The sequence below is a fragment of the Enterobacter roggenkampii genome, assembly GCF_001729805.1.
Lineage (GTDB): Bacteria > Pseudomonadota > Gammaproteobacteria > Enterobacterales > Enterobacteriaceae > Enterobacter > Enterobacter roggenkampii.
The window spans coordinates 3900318-3921177 of sequence record NZ_CP017184.1; the positions used below are offsets into that span (position 1 = coordinate 3900318).

The 20860-nt window shown below is 55.0% G+C and carries 17 protein-coding genes; 12 read left to right on the top strand and 5 right to left on the bottom strand.

The window, feature by feature from the left end:
* Positions 1-14 precede the first annotated feature (14 nt).
* The gene (locus tag BFV67_RS18200) at positions 15-8273 is read left to right on the top strand and encodes a two-partner secretion domain-containing protein (RefSeq protein WP_069598766.1); all 8259 of its coding nucleotides are present in this window, start codon (positions 15-17) and stop codon (positions 8271-8273) included.
* Between the two features lie 53 nt (positions 8274-8326).
* Here the strand turns inward: BFV67_RS18200 and speA are convergent, their stop codons facing one another.
* From speA to BFV67_RS18210, 4 genes are all read right to left on the bottom strand, one after another.
* Complete coding sequence (speA, locus tag BFV67_RS18205) at positions 8327-10303, bottom strand: biosynthetic arginine decarboxylase (RefSeq protein ID WP_008499744.1); 1977 nt, start codon at positions 10301-10303, stop codon at positions 8327-8329.
* 8 nt (positions 10304-10311) lie between these two features.
* On the bottom strand, positions 10312-10443 hold the full coding sequence (yqgB, locus tag BFV67_RS23540; RefSeq protein ID WP_127312443.1) for an acid stress response protein YqgB: 132 nt from the start codon (positions 10441-10443) through the stop codon (positions 10312-10314).
* 94 nt (positions 10444-10537) lie between these two features.
* Complete coding sequence (locus BFV67_RS24920; RefSeq protein WP_418250466.1) at positions 10538-10681, bottom strand: hypothetical protein; 144 nt, start codon at positions 10679-10681, stop codon at positions 10538-10540.
* A 117-nt stretch (positions 10682-10798) separates the two neighbouring features.
* On the bottom strand, positions 10799-10969 hold the full coding sequence (locus tag BFV67_RS18210) for a hypothetical protein (RefSeq protein ID WP_044597671.1): 171 nt from the start codon (positions 10967-10969) through the stop codon (positions 10799-10801).
* Positions 10970-11107: 138 nt separating this feature from the next.
* Between BFV67_RS18210 and metK the strand changes: the two genes are divergently transcribed.
* The 8 genes from metK (at position 11108) to ruvX (ending at position 18268) form a co-directional block, all read left to right on the top strand.
* Positions 11108-12262 carry a methionine adenosyltransferase gene (metK, locus tag BFV67_RS18215; protein WP_008499745.1) on the top strand — a complete coding sequence of 385 codons (1155 nt, stop codon included), beginning with the start codon at positions 11108-11110 and terminating at the stop codon, positions 12260-12262.
* Positions 12263-12703: 441 nt separating this feature from the next.
* A complete protein-coding gene (galP, locus tag BFV67_RS18220) occupies positions 12704-14101 on the top strand; it encodes a galactose/proton symporter (RefSeq protein WP_008499747.1) in 1398 nt (465 codons plus the stop codon).
* Positions 14102-14159: 58 nt separating this feature from the next.
* Positions 14160-14657 carry a SprT family zinc-dependent metalloprotease gene (locus tag BFV67_RS18225; protein ID WP_021242073.1) on the top strand — a complete coding sequence of 166 codons (498 nt, stop codon included), beginning with the start codon at positions 14160-14162 and terminating at the stop codon, positions 14655-14657.
* Positions 14658-14751: 94 nt separating this feature from the next.
* The gene (gene endA, locus BFV67_RS18230; protein ID WP_021242074.1) at positions 14752-15459 is read left to right on the top strand and encodes a deoxyribonuclease I; all 708 of its coding nucleotides are present in this window, start codon (positions 14752-14754) and stop codon (positions 15457-15459) included.
* Between the two features lie 51 nt (positions 15460-15510).
* Complete coding sequence (gene rsmE, locus BFV67_RS18235) at positions 15511-16242, top strand: 16S rRNA (uracil(1498)-N(3))-methyltransferase (RefSeq protein ID WP_021242075.1); 732 nt, start codon at positions 15511-15513, stop codon at positions 16240-16242.
* Between the two features lie 19 nt (positions 16243-16261).
* A complete protein-coding gene (gene gshB / locus BFV67_RS18240; protein ID WP_023326040.1) occupies positions 16262-17209 on the top strand; it encodes a glutathione synthase in 948 nt (315 codons plus the stop codon).
* Between the two features lie 82 nt (positions 17210-17291).
* Complete coding sequence (locus tag BFV67_RS18245; RefSeq protein WP_008499752.1) at positions 17292-17852, top strand: YqgE/AlgH family protein; 561 nt, start codon at positions 17292-17294, stop codon at positions 17850-17852.
* The gene (ruvX, locus tag BFV67_RS18250) at positions 17852-18268 is read left to right on the top strand and encodes a Holliday junction resolvase RuvX (RefSeq protein ID WP_023326041.1); all 417 of its coding nucleotides are present in this window, start codon (positions 17852-17854) and stop codon (positions 18266-18268) included. The genes BFV67_RS18245 and ruvX overlap by 1 nt, the downstream gene beginning before the upstream one ends.
* 10 nt (positions 18269-18278) lie before the next feature.
* Here the strand turns inward: ruvX and BFV67_RS18255 are convergent, their stop codons facing one another.
* Positions 18279-19259, bottom strand: coding sequence for a type IV pilus twitching motility protein PilT (locus tag BFV67_RS18255; RefSeq protein ID WP_044597666.1), 981 nt, complete (start codon positions 19257-19259; stop codon positions 18279-18281).
* 17 nt (positions 19260-19276) lie between these two features.
* On the opposite strand from BFV67_RS18255, the gene BFV67_RS18260 reads away from it, so the two are divergent.
* From BFV67_RS18260 to yggU, 3 genes are read left to right on the top strand one after another with little or no spacing between them, the layout of a single operon-like run.
* Positions 19277-19978, top strand: coding sequence for a YggS family pyridoxal phosphate-dependent enzyme (locus BFV67_RS18260; RefSeq protein ID WP_008499756.1), 702 nt, complete (start codon positions 19277-19279; stop codon positions 19976-19978).
* A 21-nt stretch (positions 19979-19999) separates the two neighbouring features.
* Positions 20000-20566 carry a YggT family protein gene (locus BFV67_RS18265; protein WP_008499757.1) on the top strand — a complete coding sequence of 189 codons (567 nt, stop codon included), beginning with the start codon at positions 20000-20002 and terminating at the stop codon, positions 20564-20566.
* Positions 20563-20859: a DUF167 family protein YggU gene (gene yggU, locus BFV67_RS18270; protein ID WP_008499758.1), complete on the top strand. Its 297-nt coding sequence runs from the start codon at positions 20563-20565 to the stop codon at positions 20857-20859. Before BFV67_RS18265 ends, yggU begins: the two co-directional genes overlap by 4 nt.
* Position 20860: the final 1 nt, after the last annotated feature.

Consider the following 20860-nt stretch of genomic DNA (forward strand, 5'->3'; position numbering starts at 1 on the left):
TTTAAGGAATTTTTATGAGCAATAATAAAACCTCAAAAACGAAGCTAACCGCAGGGAATTTGCATAAACACCTTTGCCCACTTTTTATTTCAATAGCGGGTATTCTCGCAGCTAATGCCGAAGCCGCAACGGTGCCGGATGCCAGCCAGAGTAAAGGGCCAACAATGGGTCAGGCAGCTAACGGCACGCCAGTCGTGAATATCACCGATCCGAATGCGAAAGGCGTCTCGCATAATAAATTCGACCAGTTTAACGTTGATAAAAATGGCCTTATTTTTAACAACAGCATGCAGGATGGTGTGTCTAAGATCGGGGGTTACACGGTTAAAAACGCCCAGCTTGAGCATGAAGCAAAAGCAATTATCAGTGAAGTGACGGGAGCCCAGGCGTCCTATATTAACGGGACGATGGAAGTCTTCGGCAGAAAAGCGGACGTGATCGTTGCTAACCAAAACGGTATTAGCGTTAACGGCGCCACCACCATTAATGCCAACAGCCTGACGCTGAGTACCGGTAAGGTGCAGATGAAAGAGGACGGCAACTATAAACTAGCTGTTGAAAAAGGCACCGTGTCTCTCACAGGGCAAGGCATTTCTACCGAAGGGCTAAGCTACTTCGACATTGTCAGCCGAAGTGCAAAACTGGAAGGTGAAATTGCCGGCCAGGCGGACGTTAAGGTAGTTGCCGGGCAGAACGATTACGATCTCTCCAGCCGCCAGCACACGACTCGCGCCACGGGTGACGGCCATACGCCGGATGTCGCGATTGACGGTCGGGCGATGGGGTCAATGTACGGTGGTAAAATTCAGCTTATCAGCACCGAATCCGGCGCAGGCGTCCGTCATGAGGGCAGTATTATTGCCACGAGTGACATTGAGATCAGTGCGAACGGCGACGTGACGCTGACAGGTTTACGCAGCGATAAAAATGTCACTGTCAGCGGCAACAATATTGCCCTGAACAAAAACAGCAGCGGCACCGGAAGTACAGAAGCGCAAAATAATATTATCCTGCATGCGCTCTCTGGCATGACGGTGAATAACGACGTTATCTCCCGTAACGGCACAATCCGAATTGATGCCTCAACCCTGCTGCAAAATACGGCTGCTATCATTGCGCAAAACAGTGCCACAACAGCGGTACCCGCCATTCAGATTAATGTTGCCGGGCAGTACACCCTTTCCGGAAAACTAAAAGCGCTGGATGCTAACGGCGCTGTCATTTCCGGTGGCGTCGTGACGTTAAAAAATGGCGATTTTGTCGTCATCCAGAATGGCCAGCAGGTGCCCTTCAGCACCCTCGTCTCCGATGCGGAGATCGTCAGCAACAGTGGTAATGTCAACATCACCGCGGGCAGCATGACTAACAATGAAGGCGTTATTCTCGCGAAGAAAGGGACGCTGCAGTTCAACCTGACCGGTGCGTTTGAAAACAAAGGTTCCGTCAGCGCCACAGGGGATATCTGGATTGCATCAGGTTCAATGAAGAACAATGGCATCCTGTATGCCAGCAACGCCCAGACGCTGTCTGTCGGCCATCTCGACAACGCAGGCCGCCTCTACGCGGATAAAAACCTGGTTATGACCGCCAGCGCCCTGAACAACAGTGGTCATATTGGCGCTAATAGCGGGGAGATGCGCATTAAGGTCAACGGTGAGGTTTCAAACAGCGGCACCCTGAGCGGTAACGATGCGCTGATCTTCATTGATGCCGACGGCAACATCGTCAACGACGGCACCATTGCCAGCAACAAGCATGACGTGACGCTGGCATCCGGCGGCGACACGCTCAGCAATACCGGACGTATTGCAGGACGTAATGTCTCCACCCAGACCCGTAAAGCCAGTGCAACCGTCAGTAACAGCGGCACCATCAGTGCCAGCGAGAAACTGGCCATCGCAACCGCGAATCTGAAAAACCAGGCCGGCACGCTGAGTGCGACCACTGACATGCAGCTTGATGTCAAAAAAGAGCTACAGAATAGTCAAAAAGGCAGCATTATTGCCGGGAAGAACCTCACCATAAAGGGTGACGGCGCGCTGGCAGTACACAATGACGATGGGCTGATCCAGGGCGATAATATCAATGCCAGCGGAATTTCCAGCCTCTCTAACACCCATGACGCGCTGATCGCGGCAAGAGAAAACCTCTCCGTTACAGCGACATCGTTGCTTAACGACGCCTCAACCATTCAGGCCGGTAGCCTGACGCTCGATCGCGTCAGCACCGTCGATAACCTTAACGCCGCCACGCTGTATGCCAGCAAGACGCTGCAACTTACCCATCTCAACACGCTGAATAACACCGGCAGTTTTGTGATTTCTGACGGCACGCTGTCACTGTCCGATGTGAACACCCTCAATAACACTGAAGGTGCAACGCTATTCGGTGCTGGAAATACCACGCTGAGAAACGTAGGTACCCTTAATAACAGCGGCGCATCGATGATTAAATCGGATAATGCGCTCTCGATCGCGACGACCACGACGCTTAATAACAGCAGCGATGCAGTGATTGCCTCTGAGGGCAATCTGAATATCAGCGGCGTGAAGACGTTAAACAACCGCTCGGTGATCATCGGCAATGGCAATATCGCGATCGATGCCGTTGAGGAGCTGAAAAACGACGGTGTGGTTCAGGCAGGTCTGGATCTGATTATTCGCAACGTCAAAAACCTGGCCAACACAGGTGAAGGGCATGTTTTAGCTGCACTGCGTAACCTGACGATTGAAGACGTTGAGTCGCTCATCAACAGCGACGGCGCGGTCATCTCCGCCAATATGCAGACGGTGCTGAACGCCATCGGCGTTCTGACCAACCGCACGGCCGGTGTCATTCAGGCTGTAAACGGCCCGCTGGAGATTGTCGCCAACACGTTGAGCAACATTGGCAGCCTCACCGCAGAGGACGGGCAGCAGTCGGTGTCCACTCTCGTGGCGGGCGGCGACATTACGATCAATGCGCAAAACATGCTTAACACCGAACAGGCGGTGATTGTGTCGACGCAGAGCGATCTGTCAGTTAATGTCGCTAATAATCTGATCAACGCCAATGCAGCGGTACTATCGGGTGCCAACAATACGAACCTCAACGTAGCGGGCGGGACGATTAGCAACGAAAAAAATGCCCTGATCGCCGGGAATAACATCACGATTAATGCCTCGCAGCTGAATAATCATGATTCCGGCACGACCTCTGCCAGAAACGACCTCAACATCCATACCGGTTCATTCAATAACATCAATGGCATCCTCGAAGCGGGTCATGATTTATTGCTCAAGGTAAAAGACTCCATCGCGCTGAATGACAATAACCGCAGTATTCGTGCAGGTCATGATATGACGCTCAGCACGGAAGGTACGCTGTACAACAACACCATGATGGAAGCCATCGGCAACCTGACGCTCCAGGCAGACGGTAAGGTGATCAACAGCAAGTCTGTGGTCACGGGGGGTGATTTACACATCAACGCTAATGAGGTAATGAACAACAGCAACAGCCTGCTCTGGTCGTTAGGGAAGATGGATATTAATGCCCACGACGGTGCCTTTGTTAATGACTATAACGGTAACGTGCTGAGCATGGGTGACATGTCGCTCATCGCGAAAACGATTATCAACTCCGCCGGGATCATTCGCTCCGAACAGAACATCAATATTGATGCGGCCTCTCTGGAAAACCAGAGCACCTATACGGGTGGCACCATTTCGCAAACCCAAACGCAGGATGCCGTGGGTCAATGGGCCGGTATTGATAATGTGATGACGCAGGTCAGGATTACCACGGTTCTGCACATCCCGGTTCTGGCGTCAGATATCGCTATGAGTAAGCTCGGCGAAATCAGCGCTGGGAAAGATATTAATATTAACCAGCGCGGCATTTTCGACGAAAAAGAGGTTAAAAATAACGGCGGCCTGATCCAGGCGGGACGTGATATCACCATCACGGGTAATCTGCTGAACTCGCCAACCTATACCTCCGAATCCATGTATGACTATCTGAATCTCATCCTTGAGCAACCGATAGTACTGACCGACTACTGGAAGGTGGCAGCAGAGCACTACACGACGCTGACCTTCAACTCGCTCTATCAATACCTTGATTTCATCTTTGGTGACGGCGCACCTGCAACCAAAAGCGGTACCCAGGATCCAAACAGAGAGCGTAGCTATAAATCGCTTCTCGACGCCGCGAATGACTCAACCCAGCTCAACTACGTCATGAGCAAAGTGTTTGGTGAAACGTGGAATTCGCAAGATTACGCGACCCTGAACACGGCATGGCATAACCTGGTAAGCAATGACACCAGCATTACCCCTCTGAAGACGAATATGATCTACTTCGTGCCTTCAGAAAAAGGTGAAATCACGGCGGGTCGTAACTTTACGCACAATGGCGGCACGCTGGATAACGGCCTGGCTAACGCTGGCACAATCAAAGAAAACGCCAAAATTGAGAATATCGACGTGGGTGACTACACCATCGACACCGCCGTCGCGGGCTATGATGTTGCCATCAATACCAAAAAGCTGAATGAACTGGCCATGGGGATCAGCCCACTGCCGACCATCAAGGATTTGGTCTCTCTGCCGGGCATGTTTGAAGTCACTGACGAATTCAAAAAAGCCTCTGAGGCGGCGAAAAACGGTACCGAATACAGCGGCCCGGCCAACCACATCATTCCGATTTTCGAAACGCGCCCGGAAATGATCGATCAGAGCAAGTACAGCGGCTCTGACTACTATTTCGACAAGGTGGATTACACTACCACCGAAACCGTTAACGTCATTGGCGATAACTACTTTATCTCCGAACTGATTCGTCGAGAGATCAGCCGCTCTGTAGGCAGCATGTTTGCGATACGAGACGGTCTTGAAGGCGATGCGCTGGTACAAAACCTGATGGATAACGCCGGTATTGCGGCGAAAAACAGCGATCTAAATCTGGTGGTGGGGCAGCCTCTGAGCGAAGAGCAGCGCAATGGGCTGACCCAGGATATCGTCTGGTTCGTGAGCCAGAACATCAAAGGGACGGAAGTGCTGGTGCCGGTGGTCTACCTTTGCCCTGAAACCCTTAGCCAGCTGGCTAACGGTGATATCAGTAAAGGCACAGCGTCCATTGCAGCCGGAAATAGCCTTTCAGTTGATGCCACCGCCATTAACAACGTGAACGGTACCCTCTCCTCTAAGGGTGACGTCACGCTGAAATCCAAAGGGGATATTAACAACATCAGCAATGCGACAGATGCTGGCATCTCGGCGGGCGGTAACGTCTCAATGACGTCGGAAAATGGCAGCATTGCCTCAAACGGCGCGGCAGTGAACGCCGGTGGCGACATTGACATGAAGGCTGAAAAGGGCGACATCACCCTGACCGCATCTGTCGGACACGGCGAAGACGGCAAGCAGAAGATTCATGCGCACGATGATGGCGTCACCGCAGGCGGCAGTATCAACATGCAGGCGAAAACCATCACTTCCAACGCGGCTGATATTACGGCAGGCCAGGACGTGAATATGAAGGCGAGCGAAGGTGACGTCACCTTCAACGACCTGCATCAGATTGATTCTAACCGTACCATCAATACCGAGATCAACGGTCTGTCCAGCTATACCACCACCGACACCAAAACGGTGACCGGCGAAGCTATCGGCGCAACCGTCAAGGCTGGCGGCAATGTGCAGATTGATGCCAGCAAGAATGTGGTCATCGAAGGCGGCAGCATTGACGCGAAAAGCGGCTCCATCAACGCGGCAGAAAACGTTGAGATAAAGACGTCTGAAAACGTGTCCGCTGAGGAACACACCACACAGTCTCGCCAGTTTGTTGCTGAGGCCGGCATCAGCGGCGCCGGTAAATCCGCCTCGGCTTCCTACGGCAAAAACGACGGCACCACAAAAAATACCACCTCTGGCGACTACACCAGCGCAGGCGGTAATTCTGAAACCTCCGCGATTGGTGCCAAACCGGGCCGCGCACCGATCACCGATACTGCCGGTTTCAAGGTGGGTATGGAAGACACAACCGATACCGTGTCGACCCAGAGCAAGCAGAACACCAACGCGTCCATTAATTTTACCGATTCCGGTTCCGTAAATGCAGGAAAAACGGCGGATATTGGCGGCGCTGACCTCTCCGCCGGAGATAAGCTCAGCATTAACGCGAAGGATGTCGCAAGCACCAAATACGAGGATGAAACCAAAACCACCGTCACACATAAAGACCGCTTTGTCGGTGTTTCAGGTGAGGCCCACAGTGCGGTAGTTGATGCGATCGACAAAACCGGGAATCTCATTGATAAATCGCAGCAAGGCCAGTCGATTAACAGCGGAACCACGACGGCGGAAGTGCTGGGCGATGTGTCCAACATCATGCTAAACGATCTTGCTGGCGGCTCCGTCACTTTCGGCGGGAACACGACAAAAACGAAAGAAACGCGCACCGCAACGGCGGAGAATACCACCAATATTAATGCTAAAAACGTCAGCATTAATTCGACCAACGATACCACGCTCAACGGCGTGAACGTGAACTCGCAGAATACGGAGATCAATGCGGGTGGTAATGTGGACATTAACGCAGCGAAATCAACAACCTCTTACACCAATGAAACCGAAAAACACAAAGGCGGTCTTACCGCAGGCGTGGGAGTGGATATAACTGGCGCAAGCGGCGGTATTTCAGTCGATTACAACGGCAGTACGGAACACGGCTCGGGTAACTCTACGTCGTATAAGAACAGTACTATCAACGGCAACACGGTGACAGTGAACGCTGGCGGTGATATGAACATGAAGGGCGCTAACATCGATGCAGAAAAAGCGGATGTTAACGTTGCAGGCGATATGAATATCACCTCCGTGCAGAATACCGAGCACACCGAAAGCAGCCGCGGTAACTGGGGCGCTTCTGTGGGCATCTCCGTCTCGGCAGCGGGCATCATCCCGAACGCGTCCGTCAACGGGGGCGGCGGCTCTGAAAGTTACGATTCGTCTAAAACAGCGAAGCAATCCGGTATCAATACCAGCGGCGAGCTGAATGTGAAAACCGGAGGTGACCTGAATATGACCGGGGCTAATCTGGTATCTCAGGATGGCACCGGATCGGTGAACGTTGCGGGTGATATCAATGCGAAAACGCTGGAAGACCACGTTGAGCAGGATGGTCTGTACGGCGGTGGCGGCATTGGCCTGAGCAATGGCGTAGTGCCTTCCGGTAACATCTACGTCGACACCGTGGATGAAATTCACTACAACGAAACGCAGAAATCCACTATCGCCGTGGGTGACACCACCAGTGCGGCAGTGAATGGCGATCTCAATACCAATAAAGATGAAATGTCGGTTGTCACGCGTGATGAGAAAGAAGCAGGAAATAACATTTCCTACACGCTTGCCGATCCGGGGATTCGTAAGAAGAAGAAAAGCGGCGCTGACGCAGACAGCGATACTCCAGCGAAGCCGGATGACGGCCATACGGACGATGGCGGCTGCCCTCAGAAGTGTACGCCGACTAAGCCAGGCTCAACGCAGCAGCAGACGACAACCACGACGCGTACAACGTCTGATTCTCAGCATATGACGATTGAGAAAACGACGGCGACAACGACCTCCACGTCCGCCTCTTCGGTGGTCCATAAGGAGGCCGTCGCGTCTGAAACCGCACGCAGTGAAGCCGTGCCAAACGTTGCGCCGTCAACGTCCCAGCCGCTGACGCCAAAAGCGAAACCAGAGGCCGCAACGGTTACACCAAAAGCGAAACCAGAAGCCACAACGGTTACGCCAGTGAAGAAATGGGCCGTACCGGAAACTAACTATCCTGTGCTCTCTCCGGGCTCTGCAACGGGTAAAACCGGTAAAGACATGCCGAAAACACCGGACCACAGGAAGTGGAACGGCGACATGACCAACGGCGTTGCGCCATCCAGCAACACCAAAGGCGATGACGTCAAGCTCTCGCCGGGTTCGTCCACCGGTCAGACCGGGATGGATATGCCGAAAACGCCGGAACACAAGCAGTGGAATGGCGACATGACCAACGGCGTTGCGCCATCCAGCAACACCAAAGGGAATGACGTTAAGCTTTCTCCGGGGTCGTCCACCGGTCAGACCGGGATGGACATGCCGAAAACGCCGGAACACAAGAAGTGGAATGGCGACATGAGCAAAGGTGCGATGAACGCGCGTCCGCAGTGGAAGGCGTTGCAAATCGATCGACCGATTGATATCTATGCTCCGGTAACCATTACCTTCACCGACGAGCAGTACAGCTAAAACAAAAGGGTCTGACTTTCGTCAGACCCTTTTTTTAACGCCCCTTTCGAACGTTATTCGTCTTCCAGATACGTATATCCGTACAGACCCGCTTCAAACTCTTCCAGGAACTGCTGCTGCAGCGCATCGTCCAGCCCGGTGTTTTTCACCTGGTCGCGGAACTGCGTGAGCAGGGTTTTCGGATCCAGCTGAACGTATTCCAGCATGTCCGCCACGGTATCCCCTTCGTCAGACAGCTCAACTTCCACGCTGCCGTCAGGGAAGACAAACACGTCAACCGCCTCGGTATCGCCGAACAGGTTGTGCATGTTGCCGAGGATCTCCTGATACGCGCCGACCATAAAGAAGCCCAGCATTGGCGGGTTCTCCGGGTCGTATTCCGGCATTGGCATCGTCGTGGCGATACCGTCGCCGTCCACGTAGTGGTCGATGGCGCCGTCAGAGTCGCAGGTGATGTCCAGCAGCACCGCGCGACGTTCCGGGGCGTGATTCAATCCTTCCAGCGGCAGAACCGGGAACAGCTGATCGATACCCCAGGCATCCGGCATCGACTGGAACAGCGAGAAGTTGACGTAAATCTTATCCGCCATACGCTCCTGCAGCTCGTCGATTATCGGACGGTGGGCGCGGTTGCTCGGGTCGAGCTGCTTCTGCACTTCATGGCACATATTCAAATAGAGCTGCTCTGCCCACGCGCGCTCCTGCAGGCTGAAGGTGCCTGAAGAGTAGCCGACGTGAATATCGTGCAGATCCATCTGGCTGTCGTGAAGCCATTCGCGCAGGGAACGACGCGTGCCGGGCTCGTGCATCTCCTGCCAGGTTTCCCACATGCTTTGCAGGGAACGCGGGGCATCGTCTGCCGGCGGCGTCGCTTCGGTGGTTTCGCTGCGCTCAACGCCGATAATGTTAGAGACCAGCACCGTATGGTGCGCGGTCACCGCGCGACCGGATTCGGTAATCACCGTCGGGTGCGGCAGGCCGTTCTCTTCACAGGCGTCGCCGATCGCCCAGATGATGTTGTTCGCGTATTCGTTCAGGCCGTAGTTCACGGAACAATCAGATTGTGAGCGGGTCCCTTCATAGTCCACGCCCAGGCCGCCGCCCACGTCGAAGCACTGAATATTCACGCCAAGCTTGTGCAGCTCAACGTAGAAACGCGCCGATTCACGCACGCCGGTGGCGATATCACGAATGTTGGCCATCTGCGAGCCGAGGTGGAAGTGCAGCAGCTGAATGCTGTCCAGACGACCACGCTCGCGCAGAATTTCTACCAGCTGCAGCACCTGGTTGGCCGCCAGGCCGAACTTGGATTTTTCACCGCCGGAGGACTGCCATTTTCCGGAACCCTGTGACGCCAGACGCGCACGCACGCCAAGGCGCGGCACCACGTTCAGACGCTCGGCTTCTTCCAGCACGATGGCGATTTCAGTCATCTTCTCGATAACCAGATAGACCTTGTGGCCCATCTTCTCGCCAATCAGCGCCAGACGAATGTATTCACGGTCTTTATAGCCGTTACAGACGATCACTGAACGGGTCATCCCCGCATGCGCCAGCACGGCCATCAGTTCGGCTTTGGAACCCGCCTCCAGCCCCAGCGGCTCGCCGGAGTGGATCAGCGATTCAATCACGCGGCGGTGCTGGTTTACCTTGATCGGGTAAACCAGGAAGTAGTCGCCTTTATAGCCGTAGGATTCACGCGCGCGTTTGAACGCGGCGTTAATCGAACGCAGGCGATGTTGCAGGATCTGCGGGAAGCAGAACAGTGCAGGCAAACGCTGGCCCTGAGCCTCACGGGCTTTCACCAGTTTGGCGAGATCCACGCGCGCTTCAGGGACGTCCGGATCCGGGCAGACGCTGATGTGGCCCAGTTCATTGACGTCGTAGTAGTTATTGCCCCACCAGGCAATATTGTAAGTGCGCAGCATCTTGCTGGCTTCCTCGGAGCTCATCGCAACCTCCTGCATAGAACGTAGTACACCCTGTTCGCCCGCTGACGAAGGCGAAAAAGAAGACATGTCGTCAGACATAGCGAACCTCAACTCTTTGTATTAAGTGTAAAACAGTTGACTACTATCGCAGCGTTATACGGCGATAACAACCCATAAACGGCTCCGTTTCCCAGCAGAGTATGCTGAAATCCAGACCGTGCGACCGGTTTCTTATTCATATCATTGTAAAACACGTATCCGAACTCTGTATGACAAGGTTCGGCGAAACCACGAGAAAACTCTTGTATTAACAAGAGCGCCCTTGTTCAGTTTTCACAAAGCGTGACCGGCCCTGGAATCCTGAGAAGCGCCGAGATGGGTATAACATCGGCAGGTTTGCAGACTAGAAATGCGGGTTGCGGGAATCAAATGCGCGCCAGAACGGCTGCGCTGAATTAGCGGAAAACGATGGTTCATTATCTCGTATCACCTCCACGGCCGCCTCTGCTGAAACGGACCCCAAGCCAAAGCTAAAAGTTCACTGCTTTACCCGGCTGGAAGTGGCGACACGATGAAGTTCATCGAGCGCTTATTTTATATGAGCCGCGCGCCGCGTTTTATACCGAGAAGGGGGCTAAAAAGCAAAACAAAAATGCGCGTGTTGCCAGCACCGTCAGGAATTTTTGCCAGCACCAATTTCAACTGAGTGAGAGATGAGTCAAAAAAAACTGGAAATCGGGTGAAGAAGTGACCTAAAATAGCCATCCAGATGTTAATCCATCTATACTGATTAACACTCATACTGCCAGTGTCAAAAACCTGCAGGCCTTGGTAGAATTATCTCCTTTGGCTATTCCACACAGCAGCTTGAGCTAACCAAATTCCTCTTAGGTGAAATAAAACATGGCAAAACACCTGTTTACGTCCGAGTCCGTATCAGAAGGACATCCTGATAAAATTGCTGACCAAATCTCCGATGCGGTGCTGGATGCGATCCTCGCGCAGGATCCAAAAGCACGCGTCGCGTGTGAAACCTATGTCAAAACCGGCATGGTTCTGGTTGGCGGTGAGATCACCACCAGCGCATGGGTTGATATCGAAGAGATCACCCGTAATACGGTGCGTGAGATCGGTTATGTGCATTCTGATATGGGCTTTGATGCCAACTCCTGCGCGGTACTGAGCGCAATTGGCAAACAGTCTCCAGACATCAACCAGGGCGTTGACCGTGCCGATCCGCTGGAACAGGGCGCGGGCGACCAGGGCCTGATGTTCGGCTATGCAACCAACGAAACCGACGTGCTGATGCCAGCGCCGGTCACCTACGCACACCGTCTGGTGCAGCGTCAGGCTGAAGTGCGTAAAAACGGCACCCTGCCGTGGCTGCGCCCGGATGCGAAGAGCCAGGTCACCTTCCAGTACGACGACGGTAAAATTGTCGGTATTGACGCGGTGGTTCTGTCTACCCAGCATGCCGAAGATATCGATCAGAAATCCCTGCAGGAAGCAGTGATGGAAGAGATCATCAAGCCGGTTCTGCCAACCGAATGGCTGAGCAGCGCCACCAAATTCTTCATCAACCCGACCGGACGCTTTGTTATCGGCGGCCCAATGGGTGACTGCGGCCTGACCGGTCGTAAAATCATCGTTGATACCTACGGCGGCATGGCGCGTCACGGTGGCGGTGCCTTCTCCGGTAAAGATCCATCAAAAGTGGACCGTTCTGCAGCGTACGCGGCACGTTATGTGGCGAAAAACATCGTGGCTGCCGGCCTGGCTGACCGCTGTGAGATTCAGGTTTCCTACGCTATCGGCGTGGCTGAACCCACCTCCATCATGGTGGAAACCTTTGGTACCGAGAAAGTGCCTTCAGAACAGCTGACCCTGCTGGTGCGCGAGTTCTTCGACCTGCGCCCATACGGCCTGATTCAGATGCTGGATCTGCTGCACCCAATCTACAAAGAAACCGCTGCATACGGTCACTTTGGTCGTGAACATTTCCCATGGGAAAAAACCGACAAAGCCGCCCTGCTGCGTGAAGCTGCCGGTCTGAAGTAATCGACTGACATCGCTTTTAAAAGGCCAGCCCTCGGGCTGGCCTTTTGCATTTGTGCGATCATCCTTGCCCGGCGGCGCTTCGCTTGCACGGGCCTACGAGTTTTGGGCATTTGTAGGCCGGGTAAGGCGCAGCCGCCACCCGGCTGAAAGGTGTACCCTTTGGAACCGATTACACCGCACCGGTACCCCTCCGCTTTCAGAATATTCTCTTTGCATGATCGCCATTCTTCTGCTGTTACATTCCCTTTCAGTTAAGTCTGAAATATCTCCTTTCGCGATGCGCCTCACTTCATTTACCTCTATATTTTCAAAGCTTTAATTTTATTTACGGTTGCACACGAGTGTAACCGATTACACCTATGTGATTAATCTCACATATTTTTACGGGTCGCTCACCTACCCTTACCATCAATAAAACTGATAACCCAACTGGAGGGCATAATGCCTGACAATAAAAAACAGGGGCGTACGTCCAACAAGGCGATGACATTCTTCGTCTGTTTCCTCGCCGCCCTGGCAGGATTACTTTTTGGCCTGGATATCGGCGTGATTGCCGGTGCATTACCTTTCATCACTGACGAGTTTCAGATTAGCGCTCACACCCAGGAATGGGTGGTCAGCTCCATGATGTTCGGTGCGGCCGTTGGGGCCGTCGGCAGCGGCTGGCTCTCCTTCAAACTCGGACGTAAAAAGAGCCTGATGATTGGCGCGATCCTGTTCGTGGCCGGCTCACTCTTCTCTGCCGCAGCGCCTAACGTTGAGGTCCTGCTGGTTTCCCGCGTGCTGCTCGGTCTGGCCGTGGGCGTGGCGTCCTATACCGCCCCGCTCTACCTGTCTGAAATCGCGCCGGAGAAAATCCGCGGCAGTATGATTTCAATGTACCAGCTGATGATCACCATCGGTATTCTCGGTGCATACCTTTCCGATACCGCGTTTAGCTACAGCGGCGCATGGCGCTGGATGCTCGGCGTGATCATCATCCCTGCGGTTCTGCTGCTGATTGGCGTCTTCTTCCTGCCGGACAGCCCGCGCTGGTTTGCTGCAAAACGTCGCTTCCACGATGCCGAACGCGTGCTGATGCGCCTGCGCGATACCAGCGCGGAAGCGAAAAACGAGCTGGAAGAGATCCGCGAAAGCCTGAAGGTCAAACAGTCCGGCTGGGCGCTGTTTAAAGAGAACAGCAACTTCCGCCGGGCGGTGTTCCTCGGCGTGCTGCTCCAGGTGATGCAGCAGTTCACCGGGATGAACGTCATCATGTACTACGCGCCCAAAATCTTTGAGCTGGCGGGTTATACCAACACCACCGAGCAGATGTGGGGGACCGTCATCGTGGGTCTGACCAACGTGCTGGCGACCTTTATCGCCATCGGTCTGGTGGACCGCTGGGGACGTAAGCCAACCCTGACGCTGGGCTTCCTGGTGATGGCGGCCGGTATGGGCGTCCTCGGTACCATGATGCATGTGGGCATTCACTCCCCAACCGCCCAGTACTTTGCGGTAGGCATGCTGCTGATGTTTATCGTCGGGTTTGCGATGAGTGCCGGTCCGCTGATCTGGGTGCTGTGCTCTGAGATCCAGCCGCTGAAGGGGCGTGATTTTGGTATCACCTGCTCTACCGCAACGAACTGGATTGCCAACATGATCGTCGGCGCAACGTTCCTGACCATGCTCAACACTCTGGGTAATGCCAACACCTTCTGGGTCTACGCCGGTCTGAACATCTTCTTTATTGTGCTGACCATCTGGCTGGTTCCAGAAACCAAACACGTGTCTCTGGAACATATTGAACGTAACCTGATGAAAGGTCGCCCGCTGCGCGAAATCGGCGCTCACGACTGATCCTCTTGCGGGAGGCGCCTCTTGCGCCTCCCCGCTTCCCGCTTTATGCTCTGCCCCTATGAAAGCTCCCCGTCTCCCCATCGCCATTCAGCAAGCCGTTATGCGCAGCCTGCGGGAAAAACTCGCCCAGGCGAACCTGAAGCTTGGTCGCAATTACCCTGAACCCAAACTCGTCTACCAGCAGCGTGGCACCTCGGCCGGTACCGCCTGGCTGGAATCCTATGAGATCCGCCTGAACCCGGTTCTGATGATGGAAAACCAGCAGGCGTTTATTGATGAGGTGGTGCCGCACGAGCTGGCGCACCTGCTGGTGTGGAAACACTTCGGACGCGTCGCCCCCCACGGCAAGGAGTGGAAGTGGATGATGGAAGCGGTGCTCGGCGTTCCGGCGCGCAGAACCCATCAGTTCGAGCTGGAATCGGTGCGCCGCAATACCTTCCCCTACCGCTGCCAGTGTCAGCAACATCAGCTTACCGTCCGCCGCCATAATCGCGTGGTGCGCGGCGAGGCAACCTACCGCTGCGTGAAATGCGGCGAGCCGCTGGTGGCGGAATAATTATCTGAACGTTCAGGAACTTTCCTGATCTGACTGATTGCATACAGGAACAACATTCGTTACGTTGCGGGCTCGTTTTGACACGGAGTGTAAGATGTCCCGTAATTTTTCTCTCGCGGTCGCCTTTCTGACGACGGCGCTCTCAGGCCACGCCCTGGCCGACGGTATCAACAGTTTCTCTCAGGCCAAAGCGGCCGGTGTAAAGGTCAACGCTGACGTACCGGGCGATTTCTACTGCGGCTGTAAAATTAACTGGCAGGGTAAAAAAGGGGTCGTTGACCTTGAGTCCTGCGGCTACAAGGTGCGTAAAAACGAAAACCGCGCCAGCCGTATTGAATGGGAACATGTCGTTCCGGCATGGCAGTTTGGCCACCAGCGCCAGTGCTGGCAGGATGGTGGACGTAAAAACTGCGCCAAAGATCCGGTTTACCGCCAGATGGAAAGCGACATGCATAACCTACAGCCCGCGGTGGGCGAAGTGAACGGCGATCGCGGCAACTTCATGTACAGCCAGTGGAACGGTGGCGAAGGTCAGTACGGCCAGTGCGGTATGAAGATTGATTTTAAAGAGAAAGTCGCCGAGCCCCCTGCCCGCGCGCGCGGCAGCATTGCCCGCACCTATTTCTATATGCGTGACCGTTACGATCTCAACCTCTCCCGCCAGCAGACCCAGTTGTTCAACGCCTGGGACAAGCAATACCCGGTGACGGAGTGGGAATGCCAGCGCGACGAGCGTATCGCCAGAGTCCAGGGGAATCACAACCCTTACGTCCAGCGGGCTTGCCAGGCGCAAAAGAGCTAACCTACACTACGGCAATTCGCTTATATCGCATGACACATGGAATTTCTGACTATGCGCATTCCCCGCATTTACCATCCTGAACTGATTACCGCAGGCCGTGAAATCGCCCTGTCTGATGACGCCGCCAACCACGTTGGCCGCGTGCTGCGCATGGGCGCCGGCCAGGCAATACAATTGTTCGACGGCTCTAACCAGGTTTTCGACGCGGAAATCACGCGGGCGGATAAAAAAAGCGTACACGTGAACGTCCTGCGCGGTGAAGTGGATGACCGGGAATCACCGCTGCATATCCATCTGGGCCAGGTGATGTCGCGCGGCGAGAAAATGGAGTTCACGATTCAGAAATCCATTGAACTGGGTGTAAGCCTCATTACGCCACTTTTTTCTGAGCGCTGTGGCGTTAAACTGGATGCGGAACGTCTGAACAAAAAGATCCAGCAGTGGCAGAAAATTGCCATCGCGGCTTGCGAACAGAGTGGCCGCAACCGTATTCCGGAGATCCGCCCGGCGATGGATCTGGAGGAGTGGTGTGCAGAAGAGGACAGTGGGCTGAAGCTCAATCTTCATCCGCGCGCCAGCGCCAGCATCAATACGCTGCCGCTGCCCGTTGAGCGCGTTCGCCTGCTGATTGGCCCTGAAGGCGGCCTGTCGGCGGACGAAATTGCGATGACGGCACGTTACCAGTTTACTGATATTCTGTTGGGACCTCGCGTTCTGCGCACTGAGACAACGGCACTCACGGCCATTACCGCGCTACAGGTACGGTTTGGCGATCTGGGTTGACGCATTATTGGAGAGAAAGATGATCAAGCTCGGCATCGTGATGGACCCCATCGCAAACATCAACATCAAGAAAGATTCCAGCTTCGCCATGCTGCTGGAAGCGCAGCGTCGCGGGTATGAACTCCACTATATGGAGATGAACGATCTTTACCTGATCAACGGTGAAGCCCGCGCGCGCACCCGCATCGTTAACGTCGAGCAGAACTACGACAAATGGTACGAATTCGGTACAGAGCAGGACATTGCCCTGGCCGATCTCAACGTCATTCTGATGCGTAAAGATCCGCCGTTCGACACCGAGTATATCTACTGCACCTATATCCTTGAACGTGCAGAAGAGAAAGGCACGCTGATCGTCAACAAGCCGCAGAGCCTGCGCGACTGTAACGAGAAGCTCTATACCGCCTGGTTCTCTGACCTGACGCCGGAAACGCTGGTGACCCGCAGCAAAGCGCAGTTGAAGGCATTCTGGCAGAAGCACGGCGACATCATCATGAAGCCGCTGGACGGCATGGGCGGCGCGTCGATTTTCCGCGTGAAGGAAAGCGACCCGAATATCGGCGTGATTGCCGAAACCCTGACCGAACTGGGCACCCGTTACTGCATGGCACAGAACTATATTCCGGCGATCAAGGACGGCGACAAACGCGTGCTAGTGGTGGATGGCGAACCGGTCCCTTACTGCCTGGCGCGTATCCCGCAGGGTGGCGAAACCCGTGGTAACCTGGCGGCCGGCGGTCGCGGTGAGCCGCGCCCGTTGACCGAAAGCGACTGGGAAATTGCCCGCCGCGTCGGCCCAACGCTGAAAGCCAAAGGCCTGATCTTTGTTGGCCTGGATATCATCGGCGATCGTCTGACCGAAGTGAACGTCACCAGCCCGACCTGCATTCGTGAAATTGAAGCGGAATTCCCGGTCTCGATCACCGGAATGCTGATGGACGCCATCGAAAAACGCCTGCAGAAATAACCCACCAATGAGTGACAGCGCCCGGGTTTCTCCGCATACTGGTCGCTGTCGCTTTTTAAACCAGGAAACAGTACCTCTGACAATGAATTTACAGCATCACTTTCTTATTGCCATGCCTGCTCTCCAGGACCCGATTTTTCGCCGCGCCGTGGTTTATATTTGTGAATACAATGAAGACGGTGCGATGGGTATTATCATTAATAAACCGCTGGAAAATCTTCAGGTTGAAGGGATTCTGGACAAGCTGAAAATCCCGGCTGAAGCGCGACTGCCGGAGATCCGGCTTGATAAGCCCGTGATGCTGGGTGGACCTCTTGCAGAAGATCGCGGCTTTATCCTGCATACGCCGCCGGTGTTCTCTTCCAGTATTCGCATTTCGGATAACACCGTCATCACCACCTCGCGTGACGTGCTCGAAACGCTGGGCACCGCAGAGCAGCCTTCTGAAGTGCTGGTGGCGCTGGGCTATTCGTCGTGGGAAAAAGGCCAGCTTGAGCAGGAGATCCTCGATAACGCCTGGCTCACCGCCCCTGCGGACATGAATATCCTGTTTAAAACGCCGATTGCCGATCGCTGGCGCGACGCGGCGAAGTTGATTGGCATTGATATCCTGACCATGCCTGGCGTAGCGGGGCACGCCTGATGAGCGGAACGCTTCTGGCCTTCGATTTTGGCACCAAAAGCATTGGCGTCGCCGTGGGGCAGCGCATCACCGGTACCGCGCGTCCGCTTACCGCCCTGAAGGCCAACGACGGTACGCCGGACTGGAACCTCATTGAGCGTCTGCTCAAAGAGTGGCAGCCGGATGACGTGATTGTCGGATTACCGCTCAACATGGACGGTACCGAACAGCCGCTGACTGCCCGGGCGCGTAAGTTCGCCAATAAAATCCATGGCCGCTTTGGCGTCTCCGTGAAGCTGCACGACGAGCGTCTCAGCACCGTCGAAGCGCGTGCTGGCCTGTTTGAGCACGGTGGCTTCCGGGCGCTCAGTAAGGGCAGCGTGGACTCCGCTTCTGCCGTCATCATCCTCGAAAGCTATTTCGAGCAGGGCTTTTAAGCACAGGGGCCTAGAGCCGCCCCTGCGCCCGTCTCTCTGCCAGGCTTTGGTCAAAGTTCTGCATGCCTGCCTGCTGTCCGGTTTGAATAATGCCGGGCAGCTGCCACGTTTTTCCTTCTCGTATCAGATTCGCCGCCGCCGCGGTATTCACCAGCAGCTCATACAGCGCGACGCGCCCGTCCTGTAAGTCAGGAACCAGCTTCTGCGCCAGCACCGCCCGCAGGCTGCCGGCCAGCTGGTTACGCACCGGATCTTTCTCCTGCGCCGGGAACGTATCGACCAGCCGCTCAATCGCCTGCGATGCCCCGCGCGTATGCAGCGTCGCCAGCACCAGGTGCCCGGTCTCCGCTGCCGTTAGCGCCAGGCGGATCGTTTCGCTGTCGCGCAGCTCTCCCAGCAAAATCACGTCCGGATCCTGGCGTAAGGCACTGCGCAGCGCATCGGCAAATGACGGGCTGTGCTGGCCGATCTCCCGCTGCTGGATCAGGCAACGCTCGCTCTGATAGATAAACTCCACCGGATCTTCGAGCGTGAGAATATGGCCGTCAGTATGGTGGTTGAGAAAATCGACCATCGCCGCCAGCGTCGTGGATTTGCCGCTGCCGGTCGCCCCCGTCACCAGAATCAACCCGGACGCATTGGTTAACAGTTCCGGGATAACCCTCGGCGCGCCCAGCGAAGCGAGCTGCGGACAGGTACGCGGCAACAGCCGTAGCGTTACAGAGACTCCGCGCATCTGCTTAAAGGCACTGCCGCGCAGGCGCTGGCCTCCCGCCACCGTCGCGGCAAAATCCACCTGGCCGTTGGCCCACCATATCCCCTGCTGCTCATCGTTGAGCCACGCTTTTAACAACGCCCCGAGGTCCGGAGAGGGAAACGGTGCCGGTTCAAGGCGGCCCGTTCTGCGCCAGCGAGGTGGCGAATCACTGCACAGGTGTAGATCGGAGACGTTATGCTTTACACTAAGGGCCACAATTTCTTCCACATCCATAGACTACTCCTCGGAAAATGAACGACATTGCGCATAACCTGGCACAGGTCCGGGACAAAATCTCAGCCGCCGCAACGCGTTGCGGCCGGGCTTCAGAAGAAATTACGCTGCTTGCAGTCAGCAAAACCAAGCCTGCGAGCGCCATCGCAGAAGCCATTGACGCAGGCCAGCGGGCGTTTGGTGAAAACTACGTCCAGGAAGGCGTGGATAAAATTCGCTACTTCCAGGAACAGGGGAAGACGGATCTGCAGTGGCACTTTATCGGCCCACTGCAGTCAAACAAAAGCCGTCTGGTGGCGGAGCACTTCGACTGGTGCCATACCGTTGACCGTCTGCGCATTGCGACACGCCTGAACGACCAGCGTCCGGCAGAGATGCCAGCGCTTAACGTGCTGATTCAAATCAACATCAGCGATGAAAACAGCAAGTCCGGTATTGCGCTGAGCGAGCTGGATGCGCTGGCAGCCGAGGTGGCCGAACTCCCGCGCTTAAGCCTGCGTGGTTTGATGGCAATCCCGGCGCCTGAGTCAAGTTATGAAAGGCAGTTTGCCGTGGCACAGCAAATGGCTGTAGCATTTGAGGCGCTTAAAGCGCGCTATAACACGGTAGACACGCTTTCTCTGGGCATGTCGGATGATATGGAAGCCGCCATTGCGGCAGGCAGCACGATGGTGCGCATCGGCACGGCAATTTTCGGTGCGCGCGACTACTCAAAATAATAAGGAAACCTGAGGAACGCCATGAAGACGTTGACTTTCCTGCTCTCAACGGTCATTGAGCTGTACACGATGGCGCTTTTGCTGCGCGTCTGGATGCAGTGGGCCCGCTGTGATTTTTACAATCCGTTCTCGCAGTTTGTCGTGAAAATCACGCAGCCTGTTGTTGGACCGCTGCGCCGTATTATCCCGGCCATGGGGCCCATCGACAGCTCGTCTCTGCTGGTGGCGTTTATTCTGAGCGTTATCAAAGCGATTGTGCTGTTTATGGTCTTCACCTTCCAGCCGATTATCTGGATTGTCGCCGTCCTGATTTTGATCAAAACCATCGGTCTGCTGATCTTCTGGGTGCTGCTGGTCATGGCGATCATGAGCTGGGTGAGCCAGGGCCGTAGCCCGGTGGAGTACGCCTTGATTCAGCTGACCGAGCCGCTGCTGCGCCCGATCCGTAACCTGCTTCCGTCTATGGGCGGCATCGATTTTTCGCCGATGATCCTGGTTCTGCTGCTCTATGTGATCAACATGGGGGTCGCTGAACTGCTGCAGTCCACGGGCGATATGCTGCTGCCGGGGCTGTGGATGGCGCTATGAGTGCCGTAAGCACCTGCGCTGACGGGCTGGTTTTACGGCTGTATATTCAGCCGAAAGCCAGCCGTGACGGTATTGTTGGACTGCATGGCGACGAGTTAAAAGTCGCCATCACTGCCCCGCCGGTTGACGGCCAGGCGAACGCGCATCTGACCAAATATCTGGCAAAACAGTTTCGCGTCGCCAAAAGCCAGGTCATCATTGAAAAAGGCGAACTGGGGCGACATAAACAGGTAAAAATCCTTAATCCGCAATCTATCCCGACGGAAGTCGCGGCTCTGACAGAACAGGACTAAA